General features: G+C 67.5%; 27 protein-coding genes. 12 read left to right on the top strand and 15 right to left on the bottom strand.

What is annotated here, in order from left to right; all coding sequences use genetic code 11:
- The 3 genes from ACWUI7_RS00620 to ACWUI7_RS00610 are packed head-to-tail and all read left to right on the top strand — an operon-like array spanning position 1 to position 3,292.
- On the top strand, positions 1-1,020 hold the full coding sequence (locus ACWUI7_RS00620) for an ABC transporter permease (protein ID WP_496640215.1): 1,020 nt from the start codon (positions 1-3) through the stop codon (positions 1,018-1,020).
- On the top strand, positions 1,017-2,255 hold the full coding sequence (locus ACWUI7_RS00615) for an ABC transporter ATP-binding protein (protein WP_496640214.1): 1,239 nt from the start codon (positions 1,017-1,019) through the stop codon (positions 2,253-2,255). The genes ACWUI7_RS00620 and ACWUI7_RS00615 overlap by 4 nt, the downstream gene beginning before the upstream one ends.
- Positions 2,252-3,292, top strand: a complete 1,041-nt coding sequence (locus tag ACWUI7_RS00610) for an ABC transporter ATP-binding protein (RefSeq protein WP_496640213.1) — start codon at positions 2,252-2,254, stop codon at positions 3,290-3,292. The genes ACWUI7_RS00615 and ACWUI7_RS00610 overlap by 4 nt, the downstream gene beginning before the upstream one ends.
- Positions 3,293-3,313: 21 nt before the next feature.
- Here the strand turns inward: ACWUI7_RS00610 and ACWUI7_RS00605 are convergent, their stop codons facing one another.
- From ACWUI7_RS00605 to cheB, 8 genes are all read right to left on the bottom strand, one after another.
- Complete coding sequence (locus ACWUI7_RS00605; RefSeq protein WP_496640212.1) at positions 3,314-4,156, bottom strand: polyprenyl synthetase family protein; 843 nt, start codon at positions 4,154-4,156, stop codon at positions 3,314-3,316.
- A 69-nt stretch (positions 4,157-4,225) separates the two neighbouring features.
- On the bottom strand, positions 4,226-4,894 hold the full coding sequence (gene npdG / locus ACWUI7_RS00600; RefSeq protein ID WP_496640211.1) for an NADPH-dependent F420 reductase: 669 nt from the start codon (positions 4,892-4,894) through the stop codon (positions 4,226-4,228).
- Between the two features lie 84 nt (positions 4,895-4,978).
- Positions 4,979-5,965 (bottom strand): ATP-dependent ribose-1-phosphate kinase, encoded by a 987-nt coding sequence (locus ACWUI7_RS00595; protein ID WP_496640210.1) that lies wholly within the window; start codon positions 5,963-5,965, stop codon positions 4,979-4,981.
- A 333-nt stretch (positions 5,966-6,298) separates the two neighbouring features.
- Positions 6,299-7,171 (bottom strand): CheF family chemotaxis protein, encoded by an 873-nt coding sequence (locus tag ACWUI7_RS00590; RefSeq protein WP_496640209.1) that lies wholly within the window; start codon positions 7,169-7,171, stop codon positions 6,299-6,301.
- On the bottom strand, positions 7,172-8,380 hold the full coding sequence (locus ACWUI7_RS00585) for a HEAT repeat domain-containing protein (protein WP_496640208.1): 1,209 nt from the start codon (positions 8,378-8,380) through the stop codon (positions 7,172-7,174).
- The gene (locus ACWUI7_RS00580) at positions 8,380-9,183 is read right to left on the bottom strand and encodes a CheR family methyltransferase (protein ID WP_496640207.1); all 804 of its coding nucleotides are present in this window, start codon (positions 9,181-9,183) and stop codon (positions 8,380-8,382) included. Before ACWUI7_RS00580 ends, ACWUI7_RS00585 begins: the two co-directional genes overlap by 1 nt.
- Entirely contained in the window at positions 9,180-11,288 is a 2,109-nt protein-coding gene (locus ACWUI7_RS00575) for an ATP-binding protein (RefSeq protein ID WP_496640206.1), read from the bottom strand. Before ACWUI7_RS00575 ends, ACWUI7_RS00580 begins: the two co-directional genes overlap by 4 nt.
- Entirely contained in the window at positions 11,288-12,403 is a 1,116-nt protein-coding gene (gene cheB, locus ACWUI7_RS00570; RefSeq protein WP_496640205.1) for a chemotaxis-specific protein-glutamate methyltransferase CheB, read from the bottom strand. The genes ACWUI7_RS00575 and cheB overlap by 1 nt, the downstream gene beginning before the upstream one ends.
- A 102-nt stretch (positions 12,404-12,505) precedes the next feature.
- On the opposite strand from cheB, the gene ACWUI7_RS00565 reads away from it, so the two are divergent.
- Entirely contained in the window at positions 12,506-12,970 is a 465-nt protein-coding gene (locus ACWUI7_RS00565) for a chemotaxis protein CheW (RefSeq protein ID WP_496640204.1), read from the top strand.
- A gap of 159 nt (positions 12,971-13,129) precedes the next feature.
- Entirely contained in the window at positions 13,130-13,735 is a 606-nt protein-coding gene (locus ACWUI7_RS00560; protein ID WP_496640203.1) for a DUF7504 family protein, read from the top strand.
- Between the two features lie 20 nt (positions 13,736-13,755).
- Here the strand turns inward: ACWUI7_RS00560 and ACWUI7_RS00555 are convergent, their stop codons facing one another.
- Positions 13,756-14,358 carry a hypothetical protein gene (locus ACWUI7_RS00555; RefSeq protein WP_496640202.1) on the bottom strand — a complete coding sequence of 201 codons (603 nt, stop codon included), beginning with the start codon at positions 14,356-14,358 and terminating at the stop codon, positions 13,756-13,758.
- A 115-nt stretch (positions 14,359-14,473) separates the two neighbouring features.
- On the opposite strand from ACWUI7_RS00555, the gene glmM reads away from it, so the two are divergent.
- Positions 14,474-15,841 (top strand): phosphoglucosamine mutase, encoded by a 1,368-nt coding sequence (glmM, locus tag ACWUI7_RS00550; protein WP_496640201.1) that lies wholly within the window; start codon positions 14,474-14,476, stop codon positions 15,839-15,841.
- Between the two features lie 34 nt (positions 15,842-15,875).
- On the opposite strand, the gene ACWUI7_RS00545 is transcribed toward glmM, so the two are convergent.
- The 3 genes from ACWUI7_RS00545 to ACWUI7_RS00535 form a co-directional block, all read right to left on the bottom strand.
- Complete coding sequence (locus tag ACWUI7_RS00545) at positions 15,876-16,595, bottom strand: Sjogren's syndrome/scleroderma autoantigen 1 family protein (RefSeq protein WP_496640200.1); 720 nt, start codon at positions 16,593-16,595, stop codon at positions 15,876-15,878.
- A 55-nt stretch (positions 16,596-16,650) separates the two neighbouring features.
- The gene (locus ACWUI7_RS00540) at positions 16,651-17,076 is read right to left on the bottom strand and encodes an iron-sulfur cluster assembly scaffold protein (protein WP_496640199.1); all 426 of its coding nucleotides are present in this window, start codon (positions 17,074-17,076) and stop codon (positions 16,651-16,653) included.
- A gap of 68 nt (positions 17,077-17,144) precedes the next feature.
- Entirely contained in the window at positions 17,145-18,422 is a 1,278-nt protein-coding gene (locus ACWUI7_RS00535; RefSeq protein ID WP_496640198.1) for an aminotransferase class V-fold PLP-dependent enzyme, read from the bottom strand.
- A gap of 105 nt (positions 18,423-18,527) precedes the next feature.
- Here ACWUI7_RS00535 and hemC point away from each other — a divergent pair, with 105 nt between their 5' ends.
- From hemC to ACWUI7_RS00515, 4 genes are all read left to right on the top strand, one after another.
- Positions 18,528-19,733: a hydroxymethylbilane synthase gene (gene hemC / locus ACWUI7_RS00530; protein WP_496640197.1), complete on the top strand. Its 1,206-nt coding sequence runs from the start codon at positions 18,528-18,530 to the stop codon at positions 19,731-19,733.
- Positions 19,726-20,586, top strand: coding sequence for a uroporphyrinogen-III C-methyltransferase (gene cobA / locus ACWUI7_RS00525; RefSeq protein WP_496640196.1), 861 nt, complete (start codon positions 19,726-19,728; stop codon positions 20,584-20,586). The genes hemC and cobA overlap by 8 nt, the downstream gene beginning before the upstream one ends.
- Positions 20,583-21,320 carry a uroporphyrinogen-III synthase gene (locus tag ACWUI7_RS00520; RefSeq protein ID WP_496640195.1) on the top strand — a complete coding sequence of 246 codons (738 nt, stop codon included), beginning with the start codon at positions 20,583-20,585 and terminating at the stop codon, positions 21,318-21,320. Before cobA ends, ACWUI7_RS00520 begins: the two co-directional genes overlap by 4 nt.
- A gap of 115 nt (positions 21,321-21,435) precedes the next feature.
- Complete coding sequence (locus tag ACWUI7_RS00515; protein ID WP_496640578.1) at positions 21,436-22,101, top strand: non-canonical purine NTP pyrophosphatase; 666 nt, start codon at positions 21,436-21,438, stop codon at positions 22,099-22,101.
- A 43-nt stretch (positions 22,102-22,144) separates the two neighbouring features.
- Here the strand turns inward: ACWUI7_RS00515 and ACWUI7_RS00510 are convergent, their stop codons facing one another.
- Complete coding sequence (locus ACWUI7_RS00510; RefSeq protein ID WP_496640194.1) at positions 22,145-22,768, bottom strand: DUF7384 family protein; 624 nt, start codon at positions 22,766-22,768, stop codon at positions 22,145-22,147.
- Positions 22,769-23,031: 263 nt separating this feature from the next.
- On the opposite strand from ACWUI7_RS00510, the gene ACWUI7_RS00505 reads away from it, so the two are divergent.
- Entirely contained in the window at positions 23,032-23,451 is a 420-nt protein-coding gene (locus tag ACWUI7_RS00505; protein WP_496640193.1) for a DUF7475 family protein, read from the top strand.
- Positions 23,452-23,471: 20 nt separating this feature from the next.
- Here the strand turns inward: ACWUI7_RS00505 and ACWUI7_RS00500 are convergent, their stop codons facing one another.
- Complete coding sequence (locus ACWUI7_RS00500) at positions 23,472-24,221, bottom strand: CDP-alcohol phosphatidyltransferase family protein (protein WP_496640192.1); 750 nt, start codon at positions 24,219-24,221, stop codon at positions 23,472-23,474.
- Between the two features lie 106 nt (positions 24,222-24,327).
- Here ACWUI7_RS00500 and ACWUI7_RS00495 point away from each other — a divergent pair, with 106 nt between their 5' ends.
- Positions 24,328-24,711, top strand: coding sequence for a 6-pyruvoyl trahydropterin synthase family protein (locus ACWUI7_RS00495; protein WP_496640191.1), 384 nt, complete (start codon positions 24,328-24,330; stop codon positions 24,709-24,711).
- On the opposite strand, the gene ACWUI7_RS00490 is transcribed toward ACWUI7_RS00495, so the two are convergent.
- Positions 24,701-25,708, bottom strand: coding sequence for a zinc-dependent alcohol dehydrogenase (locus tag ACWUI7_RS00490; RefSeq protein ID WP_496640190.1), 1,008 nt, complete (start codon positions 25,706-25,708; stop codon positions 24,701-24,703). The two genes, ACWUI7_RS00495 and ACWUI7_RS00490, sit on opposite strands and share 11 nt — an antisense overlap.
- Between the last annotated feature and the right edge of the window lie 215 nt (positions 25,709-25,923).

Here is a 25,923-nt window from a genome sequence, read left to right as displayed (position 1 = left end):
ATGGTTTCAGCACGTGTTATTCAGAATCTCAAAACGGAGTTCAACAGAAGCTGGCTCGCGAAGCTCGGATTGACGCTGGTGGTCCTCGTCGTGTTGACCGCCGTGTTTGCGCCGTTCATCGCGACCCACGACCCAACCGCACAGAACCTCGAACAAAGCGAGCTACCACCCATCGGATTCTCAGAGACCGAAGAACGCACGACGTCCGAGATGGTCAACGGCGAGATTCGGACGGTGACAGAGACGGTCGCCGTTACCGCAGACCCGGCTCACGTGTTCGGAACCGACGGCCTCGGTCGAGACATGTTCTCACGGGTCGTGTACGGCGCACGCACCTCGCTCGTCGTCGGCGTGTTGGGGACCCTGCTTGCGGCGTCGATCGGCGTTCCGATCGGTCTACTCGCCGGCTTCCACCGCGGTCGCGTTGACGACGCCCTCATGAGGATCGCCGACGTGAGCCTCGCGTTCCCCTCGCTCGTCCTCGCGGTCGCGCTGATCGGACTGTGGGGGAGAGCCGCCGTCGCCGTTCCAGACCCGTTCGTCGCTGTCGGGCTCGCGCCCACCATGCCGGACAGCTTCGTGCTTCCGATAACGGTGGTGATCGTCGTCGGACTCGTCAACTGGGTGTGGTTCGCCCGCGTCGCACGCGGAGAGGCGCTCTCGTTGCGGGGCCAAGAGTACGTCAAAGCATCGCGGGCGCTCGGAGCGGACACCAATACGATCATCGCGCGGCACGTCTTTCCGAACGCGATTACGCCGATAATCGTGCTTGGAACGGTGCAGGTGGCCGCGATAATCCTCTTAGAGAGTTCGCTGTCGTTTCTCGGGTTCTCCGGGACAACACTCTCGTGGGGGTTCGACATCGCGCAGGGCCGTGACTACGTGTCTTCGGGACAGTGGTGGATCGCCTCCATCCCTGGACTCGCGATCATGGTGTCTGTGATCGGGATCAACCTGTTGGGCGACTGGCTGCGTGATGCACTCGACCCCAGCATAGAGGGCGAGGGAGGGGCGGCATGAGCAATGCCGCCTCCCCATGTGGCGCGCCGTCGTCGACCGACGTGCTCGCGGTGCGTGACCTCTCGACCCGCTTTTTCACCGAGTCGGGGCAGGTCAATGCGGTCGAGTCGGTGTCGTTCGACCTCCGCGAAGACGAGATCCTGGGAGTCGTCGGTGAGTCCGGGTCGGGTAAGTCGGTGACCGCGCTGTCGATCGTCGACCTCGTCGAGCGTCCGGGCCGGGTCACCGCCGGACAGGTGTGGTACCGCGACTCGGTGCTCGCCGACTCGGTCGATGACGACGTCGCCGTGGCGGGCGACCACGTCGACCTCCGGACGGTGCCAGCTCACGTGCGACGATCGCTGCGCGGCCCGTCGTTCAGCGTGGTCTTTCAGGACCCGATGAGCAGTTTTAACCCCTCGATCACGGTCGGCGAGCAGATCGCCGAGGCAGTCGAGGTGCAGCGGCGCGCCTGCGCAAATCCGCGCTCGACGCGGGCACGAAGCCAAGGGTACGGCCTTGGGCAGTACCTCCTCGACGGGATCGTCCCTGGTCGTGGGTACACGAGCGACGCGAGTATGCAGCGGGCCATCGAACTCCTCGATCAAGTCGGTATCCCCGACCCAGAAGAGCGGGTCGAGGAGTATCCAGGCCAGTTCTCCGGTGGAATGCTCCAGCGCGCGATGATCGCACAGGCACTGGCCGGCGAGCCGGACGTACTGATAGCCGACGAGCCGACGACCGCGCTCGACGTCACGATCCAGGCACAGATCCTGAACCTCCTCAAGGAGATTCAAGCCGACCGAGGGATGAGTATCGTGTTGATCACCCACGATCTCGGTGTCATAGCCGAGATGTGTGACCGGGTGTGTGTGATGTACGCCGGAGAGATCGTGGAGCGGGGAACGCTTTCGACCGTGTTCGAAGAGACAGTCCATCCGTACACGCAAGGACTCCTCGGGTCGATGCCAGAGGTCGACGAACCGCGCTCGCACCTCGAGCCAATCGCGGGTAACGTCCCAAGCCTGCTCGACGCCGAGATGGGCCCTGGGTGTTACTTCGCCGATCGGTGCCCGAAGGCGATGGAGTCGTGTGTGGAGCCGATCGGAGAGACGACGGTCGACGCGGACGCGGACCACGCCGCGCGGTGTGTCCTCGCCGACGGTGAGTACGACCCAGCACACGCGCTCACCGACGAGCACACCGGCCACGGCGCGCCGGGCGACGACCCGACACCGGGAGGTGAGGGCTCGTGAGCGATCCGCTCGTGTCCGTCGCGGGGCTGAAAAAGTACTACGGTACCGACACATCGATGATCGACCGGCTGCTCGGTCGCGAGTCGGCGAGCGTGAAAGCCGTCGACGGCGTCTCCTTCGAGGTGCACGAAGGCGAGACGCTGGGGCTCGTCGGCGAGTCGGGCTGTGGGAAGTCGACGACCGGCGAGACCGTGTTGCGACTCCGTGACCCGACGGCCGGAACTGTGCGGTTCGGCGGCGCCGACGTCGGCGCGATGACGTCCGAGGAGCTGACGGCGTTCAGACAGCGGGCACAGATCGTCTTCCAAGACCCCTTCTCGAGTCTCGACCCACGGATGACGACCGGGGCTATCGTCACCGAAGGGTTGCGGATCCACGACGTTGGCGACCGAGAGACGCGGCGGGAGACGGCTCGCGACCTGCTCGAGCGCGTCGGGCTCTCCGCGGATCAACTCGACCGGTATCCCCACGAGTTCTCGGGCGGGCAGCGGCAGCGGATCGGCATCGCCCGGGCGCTCGCGCTCGACCCGGAGTTCGTCGTCTTAGACGAGCCGGTGTCGGCGCTCGACGTCTCGGTGCAGGCACAGATTCTGAACCTCCTCCGCGACCTCCAGTCGGATCTCGGGCTGACGTTCCTGTTTATTGCACACAATCTCGGGGTGGTCAGACATGTCTGTGACCGCGTCGCGGTGATGTACCTCGGCGAGATAGTCGAAATCGGACCGGTCGACGCAGTCTTCGAGGACCCCGCACACCCGTACACACGGGCGTTGCTCTCGAGTGTGCCACGGACGAAGACAGCCCGTCGTGAGGAACCGCTCGCCACGCTCACCGGCGACGTGCCGTCGCCGCGCGACCCGCCACAGGGGTGCCGCTTCCACACGCGGTGTCCCGAGGCGCGTGCGGCGTGTCGCACCGAGACGCCGCAGGCGTACGACGTGGGCACCGACCAACGAGCCCGGTGTCTGCGAGCGGACTCGACTCACCCGTACTGGGAAAGCGAGCCGATTGCCGAGAACGAAGCTAAAGACGACTAACCGGGACGCATCTCCCGAGGACTACCGCTCGCGGACGACGACGAACTCAGCGAGGTCGCGTAGATACGCGAGTGCCTCCGTCTCCGGCGGGTCGGCCTGCTCGAGTGCGGCCAGTGCGAGCTTGGACTGTTCGCGCGCTCGCTCGTCTACCTCTGTAGGCGTAAGCGAGGTGACCTGTACGACGCTCGGCCGGTCCATCTCAGCATCCTGACCGGTGGGCTTGCCGAGGTCTGCGGCGTCCGCGGTCGCGTCCAACACGTCATCACGCATCTGGAAGGCGACGCCAACCCGTTCTGCGTACTCGCCGAAGGAGTCGATAGCTGCTGGGTCGGCGCCGCCGGCGAGGGCACCGAGTTCAGCCGCCGCGCGAAACAGCGCGCCAGTCTTTCGGCGGGCCAGTCGCATGTACTCCGCCTCGGTGGAGGGGCGGGCGGCCAACTCGGTCGCCTCACCCTCGCCGAGTTCAACCATCGCTTCGGCGACGGTGCGCATCGCGCGGTCGTGACTCGAAAAGAGCGCAAACGCCTCACCGAGCAATCCGTCGCTCGTGAGTATCGCCGGACCGTACCCGAACTCGGCCCACGCTGACGGGGTGCCGCGCCGGACATCAGAGCGGTCGATGATGTCGTCTATCACGAGCGAGGCGTTGTGAACGAACTCGATCCCAGCAGCAAAGTCGACAGCGTCGTTGGGATCGCCGTTGAACGCCTCACAGGCGAGGATCGTCACTGCGGGTCGGACGCGCTTGCCGCCGGCAAGGACGACGTGTGCGAGCTCGTCCGACAGCTCGTCGGGCTCGACGTCTTCGATCACCGACTCAAGCTCGTCTTCGACCAGCGCAACCCGGCGCTCCAGGTACTCCATCTACCGTTCTGAAGAGCCGACCGCGCAAAGGCCTGACGGAACGTGACCGCTCGCGAGGGACACGACGACCTACCGGAACCGGACACCGAGGTCGCCGACACCCTCGGTGTTGCTCGCGATATTGATCATAAGTGGCGTGAGTCCCTCGATCTCGGCCGCGTTCGCGAGCCCACCGGCGTCGAGGGCGCGAAGCCCCTCGATCTCCTCAGCAAGCTCGGCTACGGTGCGCTTTGCCGACTCGTCGTCGCCGACCACGAGCGTGTCGATCCCTAATTCGGCGTCGAGGTCCGCGAGTCGGCCGGCCGCGAGGCTGTGGAAGGCGCCGACGACCGGAACGTCGTCCGGTGTCGCGCCGGCAGCGATCTGTGTGACTGAGCCTGCACTCGGCTGGTGGTAGTGAAAGCCGTCTTCGTCGCGCTTCATCCCGGTAGCCGGCGAGATCACGATATTACCCGGGTCTAAGGCGTCGGCGACGGACTCAACGGTGTCACCGACGTGGTACGGTGGGACGGCGAGCACGGCGATATCGGCGCGTGACGCCGCCGCCGTGTTCTCCATCCCGACGACCGATCGGTCGACACCGATCGACGCAAGCGTCTCCGAGTACTCCGTCGCACTCGCCGCCGCCTTCGACGCGTCTCGTGACCCCACGACCACGTCGTGGGTGGTGTCGGCGGCGAGTCGGAGTGCGAGTCCCTCACCGATGTCGCCCGTACCGCCAAGGAGTGCGATGTCCATGCCGGTCGTCGACGTGGAACGGCCTTATCGGTTCCGCGACCGGAGAACCTCGCCGCTCGCACTCCACCGGCCGAAGCGGCCGCCTCACTCGGTGTGAACCGTCGGAGAGGCGTCTTCGATCACCGCTTGGAGTCGGTCCCACGAGAGCGCGGCCCTAGCGGTCACCGTCTCCGCGGCAATCGCTCCACACGCATTGGCGACGACGAGTGGCTTCCGATAGGCGTCTGGGGCGGCCGGAAACGGCTCGTCGGCGATTGCCGGGTCGCCAAACGACGCGGCGAGAAAGCCGGCCGCAAACGCGTCACCCGCTCCAGCCGTATCGACCGCCTCGACGGAAACCCCCGGGTGATGGACGGCACCCTCGGGGGTGTAGACCGTCGCCCCGCCGCCACCGTGAGTGATCACGACCACGTGGTCTGCCGGCTCACGTGGGTCGACGTCGGTCGCGGCCGCTACCGCGTCCGCCTCGCGGTCGTTGACGAAGAGGAGGTCGACGGCAGCGATCGCGTCGTCGTACGCCCGGTCGCCCACGCGCCGACCAGGGTCGAAGCTCCGAGGAGTACCGTGGTCACCCGCCGCCGTCGCCAGCGACGCCGCGGTCTCCGGTCGTTGACCGGTCAGGTGGAGGTGGTCGGCGTCCGCGAGCACCGCGTCGTCAAGGCCGGCCGCAGCGAACGACTCGTTCGCCCCCTCGTTGGCGAGCAGCGACACCGCACCGGCGGCGTCGACGATGACGTACGTGACGGAGGTCTGTGCGTCGGGGTCGACGAGGACGTGGCCGGGGTTCACACCCGCGCCTGCGAGCTCACGGAGCGCGACCGCGCCAGACTCGTCGCCGCCGACGCTGCCGAAGACGACCGCATCTCCGCCGAGGCCGACGAGCCCCACGGCGACGTTCGCCGCGCTCCCACCGCCGGACTGCTCGAGCCGTTCAATCTGCGTCTCGCCGTCGCCCGTCGGCAGCTCGTCGACGTGGATCGTCACGTCCCAGTTCAGGTGACCGGCGGCGACGACAGTCGGTGGGTCGGTGGACAGCGCGCGCTCCAACCGATCGACCGCGTGCTCACGCATCGTACCGACCGAAGCGTGGCGTCCGCGGTGAGCGCCCGGGGGCCGGAACCACGCCGGGAGTCGACAAGCAGTCGACGAGAGACGATATCATAACGACGGGTCGACCCGACGACACTTAAACGTGGGTCGACAACACCGGGCGTGTCCCGACCCGGCCGACCCGCCAGCGGCCGCGACGGCACCACACGGCCCTCCGGACCCGACAGCATATATACGACGACGGGTCCAGTCGGTCCGTGCGCTGACAATCGACCCGGTCCGGGCGAGGCGGGTGTCCGGCGACCCGGCCGGGAGCACCGCGACGTCGCCGGCTGTTCGCCACCGCCACTCGGCTCACTGCTCGTTCATCGCCTCGCTGGCGATGTTGCGACCGCGTGCGTTGAGTGACACCTCCTGACGGGTGCGAACGAGTTCGACGATCTCGAGGTCGACGAGCCGGGTGAACGTCTCTTCGACGTCGTCGACCTCGGTCCCGAGGAACGCGGGGATCTCGAACGGCGAGACGCCAGAGTACAGCGCCATCAACACCTCCCGGTCGCGACTCGAGAGCTCGACGTTCGCCTCGCTTCTGGCGGTCCCCTTGCGGAGCCACGCCTCGACGAACCGCATCTGTCGTGCGTCTCCGCCGAGATGCGTCTCGACGCTAGTGCCGTCGTCGTCGGTGTGTGCCACCTCGAGCACCGGCCGTTTGCGGTCGGCGACCGTCCGCTCCGTCGCTTCGAGCCCGCTGACGTCGTCGAGGTCGAACCGGACGAAGGCACCGCTCTCGAGCGCAGCGCTCAACCCGTCCTCACCGATGCCGAGCCGTGCCCGCTCCCAGTCTGCGTCGCTCACTACCCCACCGACGACCGCGGGATGACGGACGAGCGGCGTCGAACCGTCGAGCAGCGCGCGGTAGACGTCGCGCTCGAACGACTCGTGGTCGGCCGCAGCGACCAACAACACCCGCTCGTCGAGTTCGAAGCTCACGTAGTTCGAGACGCGGGCGATCGTCTGGTTGGCGTCGTGGCGGCCGCCGAGCCCGTCGACCCGCGAGAGCGGCACCGTCTGTCGTCCGTCGTTGCCGGCGAGCACGAGTCGCCGGTTGGACAACAACACGCGTCCAGGGGTCCACGCGACGTCGGTCACCGCCCGACCCTCGCGGACGGCGACGGCGAACCGCGCGCGGGTGTCTGCGAGCTTGTACTCGCGGTCCATGTCCGACATCTACACGCCCCCCGATCGGAGCGCCGTCACCGCCGAGAACGCTCGTTTGCGGACCGCCGAGCTCTCGTCGTCGGTCAGCGCCTCGATCCGTTCGAGCGTCTCACGGCCACCGATCCGCCCGAGAACGAACACCGCGTTCGCCCGCACCGACGCCGGGTACTCGGGATCGAGTCGGTCGAGTAACCGGTCTTCGACGACCGGGCCGCCGAGCGCGGCGAGACTCGTCGTCGCGAACCGAGCCGTCTGTGCGTCGTCGTCGCCGAGCGCCGCAACCAGCGCTTCGACGGCTGCACTCGCGTGTGGATCGGCGACTCGGCCGAGGATCCACGCTGCATTTCGGCGCTGACGTGTCTCCTGGCCCGCAGAGAGAATCTCGACGAGCGGGTCGACGACGCCATCATCGTCCACGTCACGGAGCGTCTCGACGACCTGGTCTCTGATCGCGTGGCTCCGTTCTGTCGGCGCGTTCGAGAGCAGACCGAGCAGCGAGTACACTGCGGCCTCACGGACGACTGGACTCGGGTCGCCAAGTGCCTCTGCGAGCGGTTCGACCGGACGCGCGGTGCTCGCACCGCCGAGGGCGCCGGCCGCCGTCCGACGGATCGACTCGTCGGTGTCGCCGAGAAGTTCGATGAGCGGGTCGAGTGCTGGGTTCGTTCCGATGCTACCGAGCGCGTTGGCAGCTGCGCGTCGGACCTGGGAGACGTCCGTGAGCCGGTCGACCAGCGCGGGCACAGCACGGGGGTCAGCGATGGTCCCACACGCTCTGCAGGCGCGCCGTCGCACCCGGGGATCCGGATCGGAGAGTGCGTCGACGACGACAGGTACGGTACTCGGGTCGTCGAGCCCGGCAAGCGCGTGTACCGCCGCGATCCGGAGCTCCGGTCTGTCGGCGTCGAGCGCCGCGGCGAGCCGGCGGGCGGTGACCCACTCGGCACCAGCCGCTTTGTGTCCGGTAAACGCAGCGAGAAGTTGTTCGACCGCCGCCTCACCGAGCGCCGCGAGCGCGTCGACGGCGGCCGCACGGGCCCGGTCGTCGGCGTCGTCGCTCGCCACCCGGAGCAGCGCGTCGATGGATGCCTGATCGTCCGGGGCAGCGAGCTCTCCGAGGAGTTCGACCGCACGGCGTCGGACGACCGCACGCTCACTCGAGAGCGCGTCCCTGATCCCCTCTACGTCGCCCTCGCGGGCGTACTGATACAGTGACATCAGCGTCTCCGGAACACTCGTCGGCGTTTGTCGATCGGATCGTACTCGTCGGCCAGCTGTGGCGGCACACTCTCTGTCATCCCGATGGCGAGCACCCCGTCGGGGGCGATCGATGCGCCGAGCGTGTCGAAGAGCGCCGGCTTGTGTTCGGTCGCGATGTAGATGAGCAGGTTCCGACACAACACGATGTCAAAGGGCCCGCGCGACCCCTCGCGGATTAGATCGTGCGTATCGAACTCAACGAGTCGGCGCGGGGCACGTCGCACCCGAAAGGCGTCGCCGTCCTGCTCGACGAGTCGGGACGGGTCTGAGAGTGGGGCGAGCTCGGCGGCGACGTCGGTCGTGCGCGTCGTGTAGTAGACGCCTTCTCGCGCGGCTGCAAGCGCGTCCTCACTGATGTCAGAGCCGAGAACGGTCACAGCCTGTTCGTCGATCTGGCGGTCGTCACACGCCAACATGGCGAGTGAGTACGCTTCTCGGCCGTCAGCACACGGTGCAGACCAGACGCGAACCCGACGCTGGCTGTCGGTGAGCTCGCGGAGGACTCCGCGTAGTGCAGTCCAGAGCTCGGGGTCGCGAAAGAACGCCGTGACGTTGATCGTGAGCGCGTCCAGCAGCGCCTCTCGTTCGGTGGCTTCCTCGCGGAGCAGTCGCTCGTACTCGCGGTGTGAATCGGTCCCGCGTCGCCGCATTCGAGCGGTGATCCGGCGGTCGAGGTACGACTCGTTGTAGTACCCCGGCTCGAACGGCACCGAGTCGTCGATCTCTCGTAAAACACCCTCGAAGGCAGAACGAGCCGTCATAGACTCACCACATCGAGAATGCCGACGACGTTTCCGTCCCCAAGCACGGCGGTTCCACCGAGTCCTGCGGTCCCCGAGAGCGGACCGTCAAGCGGCTTCACGACCACTTCCTCTTTATCTAAGACGGCGTCACAGTGAAGCGCGACCCGGCGCGTGCCCGCGCGGATTCGAACTAGCATACCGTCGGCGTGTGTGGTGTCGGAGTCACCTGATAAGTCACGGCCGTATTCGGTGTCGACACCGCCGTCGGGTGCGGCTGTAGACGTGGGTGCGCGTAGTGGCTGGCTCGAGTCGCCGGTTCGATCGCCGGCCGTCTCGAGTCGCTCGGCGAGGCGGACGACCGGATAGAGGTCGTCGTCGTGTCTGACTACCTCATCGCCATGGACGGTTTCGACGCCGTCGGCGGACGATACCTCCGCGATCGACTTGATCGGGATGCCGTACTCGGTGCCAGCGACGTCGACGAACATCACGGTCACGATGGCGACGGTCACCGGGAGCCGGAACCGAATCGTAGTGCCGACACCGGGCTGGCTCTCGATCGAGACGGAGCCGTCGAGATCGCGGACGGTGGTGCGGACGACGTCCATACCGACGCCCCGCCCAGAGACGTCCGTGACGGCGTCGGCCGTCGAAAGTCCTGGGTGGAACACGAGGTCGTACGCCTCTTCCTCGGGCATCGACGCAGCCGCCTCTGCTGAGACGATCCCCTCGTCGACGGCGGTCGCTCGGAGGGGGTCAGCGTCGAGTCCGCCGCCGTCGTCTGCGACCTCGATGACGACGTGGTCGCGCTCGCGATCGGCGGTGAGCCAGACCGACCCGGATCGATCCTTCCCGGCCGCTGCCCGCACGTCTGGCGGTTCGATGCCGTGGTCGACAGCGTTCCGGAGCACGTGGACGAGCGGATCGCGCATCTCGGTGAGGATCGTCCGGTCGAGTTCGACATCGGCCCCCTGAAGCTCGAACGAGACGCGCTTGTCGAGGTCACGAGCGATGTCACGGACGAGCCGTGGGAACGCGTCCGCGACCTGCGAGAAGGGAATGAGCCGCATGTTCATCGCGGTATCTTGGAGGCTTGCGGCGAGCTTGTCGAGCTCCGCGAGCGCCTCCGCGTCGACGTCGACCGCCTCGAGCTCGCGATGGAGCTTGATCCGGCTCGTCACGAGCTGTTCGACCAGTCCGTATAACTCGTCGACCTGATCGACCCCAACTCGGATGGACGTGATCTCGTCGGCAGTGTCTGTAGCTGCCGAGGTGTCGATGGTCGTGTCATCCTCGTCGTCAGTGCCTTCGGTGCCGTCCACTGTAGAGCCGCCGTCAAGCGTAGTCGGCTTGTTGGAGACACCGGCCTCGGCGACCGCCGCGACCTGCGGAAGCGCTTCGAGTTCGTCGGCAATCTGGCTCGCGTTGGCATCGGCGACGAAGACCTCAAATTGGCCATCGTACGCACCGTCTTCGAGAACCGAGGGTGCTGGGTCGGTGGCATAGGCGTCGGCAGACTCGGCGAGCGCGCGAAGGACGAGCGCCGCGTCGACGCCTGGCATCGAGGTCTCCGCGGTCGTCACGGTGAGACGAGCCGGCTCGTCGACGCCGGTCGGAGCGAGGTGATCCGCGTCGGCGTCGACGGGACCGGTGGATGCGAGCGTATCGACGGGAACGTCTGTGGTCGCCTCATCGCCGGGAGCGTCCACGGTCGCCTCATCGCCGGGAGCGTCCACGGTCGCCTCGTCGTCGATCGACCGTGCGTGTCGCAGTCGCGCGGCGATCGGCGTCGGATCGGTCGTCACTGCGCCGTCGTCACGGATCTCTCCGAGCAACGCCTCAACCGCGTCGACACCCTCGAACAGCAGGTCCATGAGCTCGGGCGTCACGTCGCGCTCGCCGGCACGCACGGTATCGAGGAGATCTTCGAGCGCGTGTCCGAGCGACGAGACGTCGTCGTAGCCCATGGCGGCGGCGTTTCCTTTGAGCGTGTGTGCGACGCGGAAGACGTCGCCCATCGCGGCCTCGTCCGTCGGGTCTGCCTCGAGTGCTAAGAGCGCATTGTTGAGCGCCGTGATGCCGTCGTCGGCCTCGGCGAGGAAGGCGTCGCGGTGGGGGTCCATTAGGCGACACCTCCGAGGATAGCGTCAGCGACGTCATCGAGGTCGTGGACGTCGTCGATGGCACCGGTTTCGACCGCGCGCTTTGGCATCCCGTACACGACACAGCTGTCCCGACTCTGGACGATCGTGTGGGCTCCAGCGGCCGCCATCGCTTGGATGCCGGCAGCGCCGTCATCACCCATGCCGGTGAGGATGACCCCGACGAGCGGATCGTCGACCGCGGCGGCGGCCGTCCGCATCGTAACGTCGACCGCCGGTGTGACTCCCGTGTCGGCTGGCTCGCGAAGTCGTACGCGGAGGCGTCCGGCCCGGTAGCTGGCGACGACGAGGTGTGCACTACCCGGCGCGACGAGGATCTCTCCGGCCCCGATGCGGTCACCATCGCCGGCCTCACGCACCTCGTAAGCGCAGGCGTCGTCGAGGCGCGCTGCGAACCGACCGGTGAACCCAGCCGGCATGTGCTGGACGACGAGCACCCGGCAGTCGGCCGCAGGCAGCCCGGCGAGCACCCGCTCTACGGCCTTCGGGCCGCCGGTCGAGGCCCCGACGACGGCAGTCAATGGCGTCTCGAGATTCTCGACCGGTGGTCGAGACGCGCCGGACGGAGTCGGAGCCGACCTGCGAGCGGAGTCGGCGGTGGCGTCTGCAGCCGGCGGCCGGGACGCCGTCGACATCGCGTCGAGGTCGGCCGTCGCGACCGACCGAACTGCAGCGGCTAGCCGGTCGGCGTCTCGTGAGACACTCGCAGAGACCTCGCCGCCGGGTTTGGTGAAGACATCGACGGCGCCGCGTTCGAGCGCCTCGAACGTCGCGTCCGTCCCGTCCGCGGTGTGTGCAGACAACATCAGGATCGGCGTCGGAACCGTCGCCATCACCCGCTCGACCGCCTCGATGCCACCCACCCCGGGCATCTCGACGTCCATGGTGACCACGTCGGGCCGGGTCGTTTCGATAACCGAGAGCGCCGCGTCCCCGTCGCCAGCCTCACCGACAACGTCCACACCGGCATCGGTGAGGATGTCGCCGATCAGCTGGCGCATGAACGGTGAGTCGTCGACGACGACGACGCGCGGTGCGTCGGTGGACGTGGAGCGTCGGTCCGTCGATCTGCTCATAAACGGTGTCGTGCTGGGACCGGGTATAAACCCACGCCCACAAGAATCACCTCTGATAATTCGAGAGGTACGGTTATGTGTCGGGTCGACGCGAGCGAGGATATGGAGCCGACAGAGTATGTCGATGGCGATCCGACGAAGGTGCTTGAGTTCGCACTCGGGGAGGAGACGTACTGTTTAGACATTGGGGTCATCGACGAGATCGTCGACGCTGGTGACCTGACTCGCATCCCGAACGCGCCGCCACATGTGGAGGGCGTGATGGACCTTCGAGGCCGAACGACGACCATCGTCGACCCGAAGACGTTGTTTTCGATCGGTGCGACAGGGTCACGAGAGCGAATCGTCGTCTTCGACGACGAACACGTACAGGCGAGTGGTACCGTGGGCTGGATCGTCGATGAGGTGTTCCAAGTCAGAGACGTTGAATCGGCGGACGTCGACGGGGGGACTGCGGCTGACGACCCCGGTGTCCACGGGATCGTCACCGCCGACGACCGGTTCGTCGTCTGGGTCACCCCGAGTGTCACCGCCGAGGCGACGGGAGGCGCAGCGACGCCGACGTGAGCGGTGTCGTCTCCGCCAGGGCGAACTCACGAAGTGAACTGTCACGAGTCGTGTCGTCGGCCCGACGGGCGCACGCTCGAGACGGTGTGTGCCGGCTCCCGCACGCCAGAGACAGACGGTCTCGGAACGGTTTTATCTGGGACGCCTGAAGTGTAAACCATGGATACGGTTCCCGACGCTGTCGCCGCGGCCGACAGCGTGCTCGTCAGCGGGCCACCGATGAGCGGGAAGTACAACCTGTGTATCCGACTGCTGGCCCGGTGGGCCGACGCGCCGATTCTCGTCTCGACCGGACGCACCGCGGAGACGGTCCGAAGCGACTACGAGCGGTTGATCGGGCACTCGGCAGCCGACTTCGTCGTCATCGACTGTCAGAGCAGTCAGCAGGGCACTGGCGGCAACGACACCGAGCGGACGAAGTACGTCAAAAACCCAGGAGATCTCACCGCTATCGGCGTCAAATTCACCGACGTCGTCGAGTCATCGAAGGGCGTCGACCGCGCGGTTGGGGTCTACTCGCTCTCAGAGCTTCTCCAGTATTGGGACCCAGACCGGATCTACCAGTTTACCCGCGTGTTGGCATCACAGGCCTCGGGGCAGGGGTGGCCGTTCGTCGGCGTGGTCGGCTCGACCGCTCACGACGAGCAGGTCGTGCACACGCTGTACGAGCCGTTCGAGACCGTCGTCGAGACGCGCGTCGACGACGAACGAGAGTTTCGCATCCGCGACCGACTCGGGGAGCCCTCACCGTGGATGCCGATTTGAGCCGAGCCGACGCGGGCCGCTCACCCGATGAGATCGAATTCGACGGCGACTGACGCCGACCCATTTATTCCCCAGTAGACGAAGCGGTGTGATCCGGGCCCTAGCGGTGGACAGACGCTGAGTTCGTCTCCTGGGCCAGCAGCCGCGATGCCCGCCTCGGTGAGCTCGAACGACCAACTGTAGGTGTCGCCCGCCGTGAGTGTCTGCGTGTCACCGCCGAGATCGGGAGCCGTCTCGGCCGTCGTTCCGCGAACCTCACGCCACCCGGCCTCGGTCTCGCGCTGTATCGCGTACGCGTGTTCGCCGCGGGTGGTCGCCGGCTGGTCGCCGGTATTTCTGAGCACGAGCCGGAGTGACTGCCCGTACGTCTCTGCGGTCCCTTCTGTGGAGAGTTCGAGGCTCGTTGCCGACGTCTCGACCGTGCGCATCGTAACCGGCTCGCTGACCGGCGGCGAGAGGCGAACGAAGTCATCGTCGGCACACGATAGCGTCGCTGGCGTCCCCGTTGGCCCTTGGGGACCGTCTCCGGCGGCGGTGTCGAGACAGCCCGCGGTTCCGCCGATGGCAACCGCCGAGAGGCTCGCGCCGACGACGGACAAGAGGTCACGTCGGTGTCGAGTCACACGGTAGATACGGCGTGGACCGGCTTGAACCCGACGAGTGTGGGGCGGTCGGTTGATGGCGGGTGACGGCGAGCCGTTCGGAACCGATTTCCCGTCCGGCGGCACATGCCCGCGTATGGAGCTGTTCGGATCCAGCGGCATTCGCGGGGTCGCGCTCCGGTACCTCACCCCAGAGCTCGTCCTCGACATCGCGAAGGCGGCCGGGTCGGTGTGGGGAGCCGACCGCGTGGCCGTCGCTCGCGACACCCGCACCACGGGGGAGCTGTTCGCGAACGCGGCCGCAAGCGGCCTCGCGGCCGTCGGCTGTGATATCGACCGGCTCGGCGTGGTCCCGACCCCTGCTGTCGGGCAGTACTGTGAGGCAACGGCGCGCCCCTGTGTTCTCGTGACGGCCTCGCACAACCCACCGCAGTTCAACGGCGTGAAACTCGTGGGTGCCGACGGCGTCGAGCTCTCCGTCGACGTCTTAGAGCGTGTCGAGCGACGAGTGCTCGACGACGACTACGCCACGGCGGACTGGGAGACCGCCGGCAGCGGGCGGCGCGTCGACGGCGTGGCAGACGACTACGTCGATCAGCTTGTCGACGCGGTCGACCGCGAGGCGATCGCCGACGCGGACCTCTCCGTCGTCGTGGACCCCGGCCACGGCGCGGCCTCGACGACCTCACCGCGAGTCTACCGGGAGCTCGGGTGTGCAGTACGAACGGTGAACGCGACCCCGGATGGGCACTTTCCGGGACGGGAGTCAGAGCCAGTTCCAGCCAATCTCACCGCGCTCTCGCGGCTGGTAGCGACCACCGACGCCGACGTCGGGATCGCTCACGATGGGGACGCCGACCGGGCGGTCTTCGTCGACGAGACCGGCGCGGTCGTCGACGGGGACACCTCGTTCGCGGCGCTTGCCGACGACACACTCACGCCCGATGACGCCGTCGTCAGCGCGGTCAACGTCTCACAGCGGGTAGTCGACGTCTGTACGGCCAACGACGCCGACCTCGAGTTGACACCCATCGGTGCGACGAACATCATCACACGCACCCGCGAACTCGACGACGAGGACGTCCACGTCCCCATCGCGGGAGAAGGGAACGGCGGCGTGTTCTTTCCCCCGTACCGGCTCTCGCGGGACGGCGCCTACATCGGGGCGCGCTTCCTTGAGCTGCTCGCCGGGTCTGGTGGGGTCCGCGTCAGCGACGTACTCGCCCCGTACACCGACTACCACTTCGTCCGGATCAACGTGTCGTATGACGACGCCGACGAGCGCGACGAGATGCTCGCGGCCGCACGGGCATTCGTCGAGGCCGCTGACGCGACGCCGAACACCACGGACGGGTACCGACTCGACTACGGCGACGCCTGGGTGCTCGTACGACCCTCCGGAACCGAGCCGAAGATCCGGATCTACGCAGAGTCGAGCGACGTCGACCGCGCCGAGACGCTCGCCGCGGAGATGGAACAGGCGGTCGAGAGTGGTCGAGCGTGATCGTCGGAGCCTAGCCGCGCCTGCGCGAACTCGTTCAGTGATCGAGCGCCGCGAGCGTCTCTGCTGCTTCCTTCGCCGCGGCGAGGCGCTCGCGTGCCCGTCGAGGGTCGTCGGTTTCGGCCGCGGCCTGGGCGAACCGTGTCAGCGTCTCGATCACGGCGTCGCGGGCGGCCGTCACATCACCTACGTCCACGCTCGCCTGTCGAGTCCCGGCGCCGGTGGGCCCGGTAGCAGGTGGTGTGACGTCTGCGTCGGATTTGGGTGTCGTTGATTCCGCGTCCGCGACGTGTGACAGATGAGCCGCCCGCTCACCGGCAGCAGGCCCGTCTCCTGGGGCCTCGGAGGCGGCGTCGGGTTCCGGAGACTCTACGTCGGCTGTGACGCCGGCGCCAGCGTCTGCCGTCGTCGACGCGCTCTCGGCAGCAGCGGCGCTCTCGGCGGCGTGGCTCTCGGTAGCGGCGGCGCTCTCGGTGGTGTCGTTCTCGGCGGTGTCGCTCCCGTTGGCGTCTGCAGCCGCTGGCGTCTCAACGGGGACCTCGTAGCCGTCCTCGGTCGCGTGACACGTCGGGCAGAACTCGCGGCCCTCGTGGCGAAAGATCGGGTCACCGCACGTCTCACAGTGGCGATTAGTCATCGTGGCGCCCTGCAAGAGCAGTTCAGAGAGCCGCTGTGTGTGTTCGCGCTTTTGTTCGTCCTCGGCAAACTTCTTTCGAAGCTTTTCGCGTTCAGCCTCCTTATCGAACTCGTCGCTCATGGGCAACCAAACGGGGCTCACGAGCAAAAGCTCGGCGGGGTCAACCGACGGACGCTCACTCCTCGGTGATCGTTCGTTCGGCGTTGGGGTCGAGCTCGCCGGCGTGAATCTTCGCGCCGTCTTGGGCCACCTGTCGGCCGAGCACGGCACACTTGATCCGCATCGGAGAGACGTCGACCCCGAGCAGATCAGTGACGTCGTCGGTTTCGAGCGCGTCCAGCTCGTCGGTCGTCATTCCGTGCAGTTCCTCAGAGAGCATGCTTGCGGCCGCCATCGAGATCGCACAGCCGTCGCCGGTAAACCGGACCGCTGCTATCGTCTCGCCGTCGTCTGCGAGGTCGACCTCCATCTGGATCGTATCGCCACAGGAGGGATTCTCGCCGACGTGGGTAAAGTCCGGATCCTCGAGTTCCCCGTAGTTTCGGGGGTTCTTGTAGTGGTCGAGGATCTGCTGTCGGTACATGTCCGAGCCAAGTCCCATTGCTGCCCGAGCTAGGCCTGTCGCCGTCAAAAGCGTTCCGTCGGGCCGGAGTCGACCGCGTCAGCGACTCACGCGAAGAGGTCGCGTGCCGCGGTGACCGCCTCGACGAGCGCGTCGACCTCTTCGACGGTATTGTAGACGTAAAATGAGGCGCGAACGGAGGCGGCTACGCCGAGTTTGTCGTGTAGCGGCTGGGTACAGTGATCGCCTGCGCGGACAGCGACGCCGTAATCGTTGAGGATACTCGAGAGGTCGTGTGCGTGGACCCCGTCGACGTTGAACGCGACGAGCCCGCCGCGCTCGTCGCCGCCGGGACCGTAGATCTCGACGCCGTCGAGGTCGCTCAGTTGTTCGTGTGCGTACTCGGCGAGCAGCTCCTCGTGCGCTTCGATTCGCTCGAGACCGATCGACTCGAGGTAGTCGATCGCAGCTGCGAGGCCGATCCCTTGGGCGATCGAGGGCGTCCCAGCCTCGAACTTCCACGGCAGGTCCTCCCACGTCGACTCTTCGAAGGTCACCTTTCGAATCATCTCGCCGCCGTAGAGGTACGGCTGCATCGACTCGAGCAGTGCCTGTCGACCGTAGAGTACGCCGATACCGGTGGGGCCACACATCTTGTGACCCGAGAACGCGAAGAAGTCGACGTCAAGGTCGACGACGTCGACTGGGCGATTCGGCACCGACTGGGCACCGTCCGCGAAGATGAGTCCGTCGTGCGCGTGCGTCATCGACGCGAGCTCGCGGATCGGGTTCACCGTCCCGAGCGTGTTCGAGATGTGGACGACAGACACCATGGCAGTGTCGTCGTCGATCTTCGCCGCCGCGTCGTCCATGTCGAGGGTACCGTCGGCTTCGACCTCGATGTAGCGGACGTCCGCGCCGGTGCGCGCGCCTATCTGCTGCCAGGTGACGAGCGAGGCGTGGTGTTCCATCTCGGTGAGCACCACGTTGTCCTCGGGTCCGAGCGTCTCGAGACCCCACGCGTACGCGACGAGGTTCATCGCCTCGGTCGTGTTCTTCGTGAAGATCACCTCTTCGCGGCCCACGGCGCCGATGAAGTCGGCGACGGTGTCGTGGGCCTCCTCGTAGGCCACGGATGCCTCCTGGCTCAGCTGGTGGATGCCGCGGTGAACGTTGCTGTTGTACGTGCGGTAGTAGTCCGCGATCGTCTCGACGACTGGATCGGGCGTGTGTGAGGTCGCCGCGTTGTCGAGGTAGACGAGCCCGACGTCGTCGTCGGGCCCCTCGCCGGGTGTCGTCGGGTCACCCCCGACCGATCGCTCGAGGATTGGGAAATCCGCGCGGAGGGCTGCCACGTCGAACGGATACTGTTCGGGTGCTTCCATTGTCGATGTAAGGGCCTCTACCACTAACACACCTTCGGTCCGATGGATGCACGCGACCACGCGGGAACTGGTGCCCTTTTGAACGCCGAGCGTCTTTATGAAGGTATGACCGAAACGCTCACGCTCGCGACCCGGGGCTCTGCGCTCGCGCTCCGACAGGCCGCGACCGTCCGCGACGCGCTCTCGACCCGCCGTCGCGACGTCGAGATTCGCCGGGTCGAGACCCGCGGCGACCAGATCCCGGACGAGCTGATCCACCAGCTCGGGCGGATCGGGGCGTTCGTCCACGCCCTCGACGAGGAGGTGCGCGCCGGCGACGCCGACCTCGCCGTCCACTCGATGAAAGACGTACCGACGGAAGGACTCGACAATCTCGTCGTCGCCGGCGTCCCCGAACGAGCGGCTTCTGGCGACGTCCTCGTCCACCCGGAGGGCGCGGCACTCGCCGACCTCCCGGCGGGCGCCGTGGTCGGGACGGGATCGCTCAGGCGCACCGCACAACTCGGAGCCACTCGGCCGGATCTCGCGGTCGAGCCGATCCGCGGAAACGTCGATACCCGCCTGGAAAAGCTGCTCGCGCCTAGACTCCAAGCGGAACACGAGCGACGACTGATCGCTGCCGGGGAACTCGAGGAAGTCCCCGAAAACGACGCGGACGACACCGGCGACGGAGCAGACAACACCCAAGACGACGAGGCGTCGTTCGAGCGGAGCGTCGACGAGTGGTTCGACTCACGCTCCGATCTCGAACGGGCGGCGATGGAGCGGCGCGTCGAGACCGAGTACGACGCGCTCGTGCTGGCAGAGGCCGGACTCCGCCGAGCCGACCTCTACGACGCGGAACGAACGACCCGACTCCCGCGAAACAAGTTCGTTCCGGCGGCCGGGCAGGGAACGATCGCGGTGACCGCGACGGACCCAGCGGTGATCGAGGCAGTTCGGTCGGCGGTCGACCATCCGCGGACGCGCGTCGCGACGACGGTCGAGCGAACGATTCTCGCCGAGCTCAACGGCGGGTGTATCGCGCCGATCGGCGTCTCGGCCCGGGTACAAGGCGAGCACGTCCACACCCGCGTGCGGGTGCTCTCGACCGACGGCACCGAGGAAGTAGCGGGAACGCGGGATCTGCCGATCCAGTCGCACGCGAGCGCAGCCGAGGCCTTCGCGGCCGACCTCGCCGACCGCGGCGCGAGCGACCTGATCGCGGCTGCACGCGCTGCAGTCGAAGCGGAGCCCGCGAAGGGGGGGACAGCAGATGGCGAACAGAACGGGGACAATGGGAGTCGACCCGAGGAGAGTGCCGATGTCTGAGCCGGAGTCACACCCCGACCGGAGCGAGGAGGGGATGGTGTACCTCGTCGGGTCGGGGCCGGGTGACCCCGACCTACTCACCGTGAAGGCGGCGCGGCTGATCGAAACGGCCGACGTCGTCCTCCACGACAAGCTTCCGGGGCCGGAGATCCTCGGGCGAATACCCGAAGCGAAACGCGAGGACGTCGGCAAGCGCGCCGGCGGTGAGTGGACGCCACAAGAGTACACGAACCGGCGGCTCGCCGAGTTGGCACACGACGGGAAGACCGTCGTACGGCTGAAAGGCGGTGATCCGTTCGTCTTCGGCCGCGGCGGCGAGGAGGCCGAGCACCTCGCCAACGCCGGGATCCCGTTCGAGATCGTTCCGGGGGTCACCTCTGCGATCGCCGGACCCGCGGTCGCCGGCATCCCTGTCACCCACCGTGAGTACACCTCGTCGGTCTCGTTCGTCACCGGCCACGAGGACCCGACGAAAGACGAGTCGGCTGTCGACTGGGAGGCGCTCGCGGCCACCGGCGGGACGATTGTCGTGTTGATGGGCGTCGGCAAGCTCCCGGCGTACGTGGCCGAACTACGGAACGCCGGGCTCGCCGCCGACACCCCGGTCGCCCTCGTCGAGCGTGCGACCTGGCCCGGCATGGCCGTCGCGACGGGGACACTCGAGACGATCGTCGACGTGCGCGATACGGCCGGGATCGAGCCGCCAGCGATCACCGTTATCGGCGCGGTCGCCGCGACCCGTGACCGCATTGTCGACTTCATACAGAACCGATACGACGCGGATTCGACGGGAGACGACGCAGGGACATCGAGTGGCGAATCGACCGGCGGCGGTGGTGGTGAGCCGTCGTGAGCGACGACGCGTCCCCGGTGGTCGCCGTGTTTCGACCCGCAGACGAACGCATCGATCGAGCCGTCGAGTTCCTCGAGTCGCTCGGAGCGACGCCCGTTTCGGACCCGATGCTCGCTGTCGACCCGACGGGCGCGACACCCGCGGACGCCCCTGTCGTCGTCTTCACAAGCAAGACGGGCGTCGAGCTCGCCGCGGGAGCCGGATGGAACCCGGGCGGGCGAACCCTCGTCGTTATCGGCCCAGCGACCGCCGCGGCGGCGCGTGACGCCGGGTGGTCGGTCGACGTCGTTCCAGAGGAGTACACCTCTGCGGGTCTCGTGTCGGCACTTCGGGGACGGGTCGACGGCGAGCACGTGAGCGTGGCTCGCTCGGATCACGGCAGCGAGGTCCTCCTCGAAGGGCTCGACGACGCGGGCGCACAGGTGACCGAAACGGTTCTGTACCGGCTCCAGCGCCCGACAGCCGCCGGCAAGTCTGCCGAGTTGGCTGCCGCCGGCGACCTCGACGGACTGGCGTTTACCTCCTCGCTCACCGTCGAGCACTTCCTCGCGGCCGCCACGGACCGGGGTGTGCGCGATGAGGCAGTGGCAGGTGCAAACGACGCAGTCGTCGGCGCGATTGGTCCGCCAACAGCCGAGACGGCCGCCGACTGTGGCCTCACGGTCGACGTCGTTCCCGAGGCCGCCGACTTCGAGGCGCTCGCAACGCGGGTCGTCGAGGCTGTGACCGAGTAGACGGCCGGACCAGACCGCGACTGATTGGGTGATCGAGGCCCTCACAACCTCACAGAGATCCGGCGTCATCGACGGCGACCGACGCCTATTCGTCGACGGCGACCGCAGCGACGACATGCTCAGGTACGTGACGACGAACGCCGGGAAGGTCCGCGAGGCGGAGACATACCTGGCGGACGGGACGGTGCGCCAGCTCGATTTCGACTACACGGAGATACAGGCCGACTCGCTCGCGCCGATCGCAGCACGCGGGGCCCGAGAGGCGTACCGCGAGGCGGGCGGTCCCGTCCTTGTCGACGACGCGGGACTGTTCATCGAGGCGCTCGACGGCTTCCCCGGCCCGTACTCGTCGTACGTCGAGACCACGCTCGGGATCGACCAAGTGTGGGAGATCGCCCGCACCCTCGAGAACCGACGCGCCGCGTTTCGGTGTACGCTCGCGTACTGTGACGGGAACGACTTCGCCGCCACGCCGGACCCGATAGACCGCGGCGACCGGAGTGCGGCTGCGGCCGCCGGGCCGGCGCGGGATTCGGACGAGGCGTCAGCCGAGGGGCCGACCGAGCCCACGACATCGACAGACGTCCTGCCAGTCAAACTGTTTCAGGGTGCCGTTCCGGGCCGGATGGTCGCCCCGCGCGGCGACGGGGGGTTCGGCTACGACCCGATCTTCGAACACGACGGCGAAACGCTCGCAGAGATGTCGACGGCGGCGAAGAATGCCGTCTCACACCGCGGTCGGGCGCTCGAGAAGTTCGCCGAGTGGTTCGCGGATCGGTGATACGAGGCTGATAGGTCGGTCCCTGCGGTCCGGGTCGCAATGCTCACCACGAACGAGCGTCCCGGTCCGGCCCCGGGTACGGGTCGTCTGCGACTTCGGGATAGAGCCGCGCAGGCGAGAACACTGCCTCGAACGCGCGTGGCTCACGGGCACTCACCGGTAGGCGGTCGCGGAGGCCAGCGGCTGCACGCGGTCCGGTGAGGGTTGGGTCAAGCGAGATCACCTGCATCGCGCCGCCACGGTACGCCGACGACAGCGCAGGATGGTCCCCGGCGGGGTGTGAGACGGGTGTCCGCCAGTGTGCGATCTGCGTCCGCCAGTCACGCGCGAGCTCCGGGTCGGCAAGGGCAGAAACAACCGCCTCAAGGTCGTCTAACAGGACGTCACTGGCGACGAGCGTCGTCCACGAGTGGGTCCGGAGCAGGTCGAGTGCGGATCGCGCATGGTTGATGCCGAGGAGGTCCGCCGCCAACACGTCGGCGTCGGCGACAACCCGCGCGGGGCTGGGGTCACCGTCGAACCGGTCGTACTGCGTGGCGTCCAGCGCGTCGGGCTCGTCCGAGCGGGGCTGGACGGTCCGTTCCTCGGCGAGGGCTCGACGGATCGCCTCGGCGTCGACGGCGGAGTCGGTTGCTGCCGCCCGCACGAACAGGTCCGCGAAACTCACGTGCAGTAGTTCGTGGCCACACGTATCGGCTTTCCGGCACACGAACGAGTAGTCGACGGCGTCGAGACGAGGCCGGTCGCGCGTGGCGCGCGCACGTCTGACGCGAGTATAAGTCGGTGCAGGCGGTCGGTCAGTGTAGGCGCATCGCTCCAGCGGTTACCGGAGCGGCGTGCCGATTCCCCCGGTATTTCTGCGGGCGTCCGGCTCACACCCTGTGGAGTCGCCGGCCAAAGGTCGATGTGTGTCGAGCGTCTACACAACACATGGCAGGGTCACAGCAGGCGCCTACGACGGCAGGTCGAGCCGGAGCGCTCGGTCGAACACACTGGATCGGTATCGTCGCGGCCCTCGTGAGCGCGCTCGTCCACCTGGTGTTGGGTGGGCGGTTTCTCCTCTCTGGACTCGATACCGGTGTGACAGTATCGCTGGCGATGGGTGTGTCGTTTCTCGTCGCGGCTGCTGGGTTCGTCGGCGGCGTGTGGCTCGTCGTGGTCGACCGGTTCCGACCGACGGTGTACCTCCTCGGACTCCCGTTCACCGCCGGCCAGATAGTGCTGTGGTACGCACTCAACAGCCCCGGACTCCCCGCCCCGCCAGCAGTGACACCGATCTCGGGAGTCGACAAACTCGCACAGGTCGTGTTGATCGGTGCACTCGTCGTGTTGTATCGGCGCGAGTCGTGACGGCAGACCTCGTGGCTGGGTCACAGCCGGCCACTAACGACCAGCCAGTCGCGGGCGAACGACGCGGCGACCGGAATCGCGAGTGCAGCCGTGAGGAGACGACTCGTGTCGGTGCCGATCACTGGTGACACCGCGAGCCACGTCACGACCATCGTCACGGCCCCGATCGGCCGGCGAAGTCGGCTCGGCCGGAGGTCGTGGGTGGGAAGTCCACGTCGCCGGCGGCGGCGACGCGCCAACGAGAAGAGTGGCCGAGCGAGACCGACGGCGAGGAACGCCGACACGGCGGTACCGGCGGCGACCGCGACGGTTGCGCCGACGAGGACGGTCGCCCCATCGACTTCGGCGTCGAGTGAGCCACCGAGCATCGTGACCGCATCACGAGCCCGAGCGACCGCGCCGTCAACCGCGTCGCCACCGGCGGCGACCGCGAACATCGCTCCAGCGAACCACGGGTGGAGACCAGCGGACAGACCGGCACCGAGTGACGCTCCAAGCAGCGCGAGGGCCGAGGCGCGAGCGACCGTCAGTGCCGTCGCAGCCGTTAGTGGCTCCAGTCCAGCGCGAGCCTCCGCATCGACGACGGCGGCGCGGATGGCCGCCAGGGCGACGATACCACCGGCGATGACGCCGACGAGCGCGCCGCGGGAACCACTGCGCGCGGTGACTGTTGTGGCGCCGACGACCGTCGGAATCGCCCAGAGTACGGTGAGGTGCCGCCAGCCCGCATCGAGTCGTATGGCGGTGTCGGCGTTCTCGGTCGAGGCCATCGATCAGTGTGCGCACTGGGCGTGAAAACCCCTTTCGACGGAGCCGCGTTCGCACCGACTCGTCGACGAGGGACACGCTTTTGATCGCGCGGACTAAGCCGGAGCCGTGTACACGGTTCGCGTCTCGCGTCGGTTCGTCGCACAGCACTACCTGACCGTCCCCGACTGCGGGCCGGAAAACGAGCTCCACTCACACCGGTTCGAGGTGTCAGTCGAACTCGCCGGCTCGACGCTGTCAGCCCACGACTACCTGATCGACATCGACGAACTCACCGCCCAGGTCGACGACCTCGTCGAGGCGTACACCGACGTCACGCTCAACGACCAGCCGAGGTTCACGGGGCACAATCCAAGCGTCGAGCGATTCGCACGGGTGTTCTGTGACCGGTTGCTCGAGGGCATCGAGACGGCACGGATCGAGCAGGCGACCGTCTGCATGCACGAAGACGAGACCGCGCGCGTCTGCTACGAGACGGACCTCAGTACGTAAAGAGGACGCCGACGGCCTCGTTTGGCGACGACTCAAGCAGCTCGTACGCCTCGTCAGCCGCCGAGAGTTCGACCCGGTGGGTGAGAAGCGGCTCGAGGTCGAGTCGCTCGAGCCACTCCCAAGCGACGTCGAGTCTGCGGCTCGGCGACCAGCGCCCGCGAAGCGCGGGGTCGATCGTCGACACCTGACTGCTCGAGACGTCGATCCGGTCGCGGTGGAACGCCCCACCGAGGTCGAGTTCGACCGGCTTCGTTCCATACCACGACCCGACGACGACCCGGCCGTCGTAGCCGGTCGCAGCGATGGCGTCGTCGAGCGCAGCCGGGGCCCCGCTCAGCTCGTAGGTGAGGTCACGACCCGCCGGCTCACCAGTCCGGAGCCGATCAACGGCTGTCTCGCCCGGTTCGAGCGACGTGTCGGCTCCGAGTTGTTCGGAGAGCGTCCTGCGGGCGGCACAGGCGTCGACCGTGACGAGTTCGCTGAGCGGCGAGGCGGCGAGCAGGGCAGTCGTGACAAGTCCGACCATCCCCTGGCCGAAGACCCCGACCCGCTCGCCGACGCGTGGGTGGCCGTCGAGTAGGAACGTGACCGCGGTCTCGACGGTCGGGAGGAGTGTCGCCTGGGCGTCTGAGACGCCGGGCGGAATTGGTTCGAGCGACGACGGCTCAGCCGTGAACGCGCTCGCGTGGGGCTCGAAGGCGAACACCCGCCGGCCGAGCCACTCCGGGTCGACGTCCTCGCCGACCGCATCGACTTCGCCGACTGCGGCGTAGCCGTACGCGAGCGGAAACGAGAGGTCACCGTCCATCGACTCGAGGGCTGGGTCCGCCGGCAGGTCGTCCGGGGCCTCCCCGCGGTACACTAACCGCTCGGTGCCGGAACTGATCGCGGAGAGGGTCGTCTCGACGCGGACCTCGTCGGGTCCCGGCGTCGGATTGGGAACCCGTTCGACGTCGACCGTCCGCGGGGCGGTAAACCGGAGCCGACGCGCTGTCATCGCGACGTGGCTCGTAGGCGGCCAGCGCCGAGCGAGCAGGTCGGCTTGGCCGGTCGGTCGAGAAACGTTCGTGGCGGTCGCATACCGGTATCGGGGGCGTTTCGAGTATAAACGTTGGGCGTCGAGACGATCCACGCACGGTAGCGGCCACGCATCCGGGCTCACAGCGCCCTGATATCCTCTCGGCTATGAAGGCAGGGTTGTAGCTTTGGAAC

The sequence above is a fragment of the Halorubrum orientale genome, from assembly GCF_059623105.1.
The sequence above is the reverse complement of the archived record's forward strand: the minus strand, read 5'-3'. Positions and strand labels throughout refer to the sequence as shown.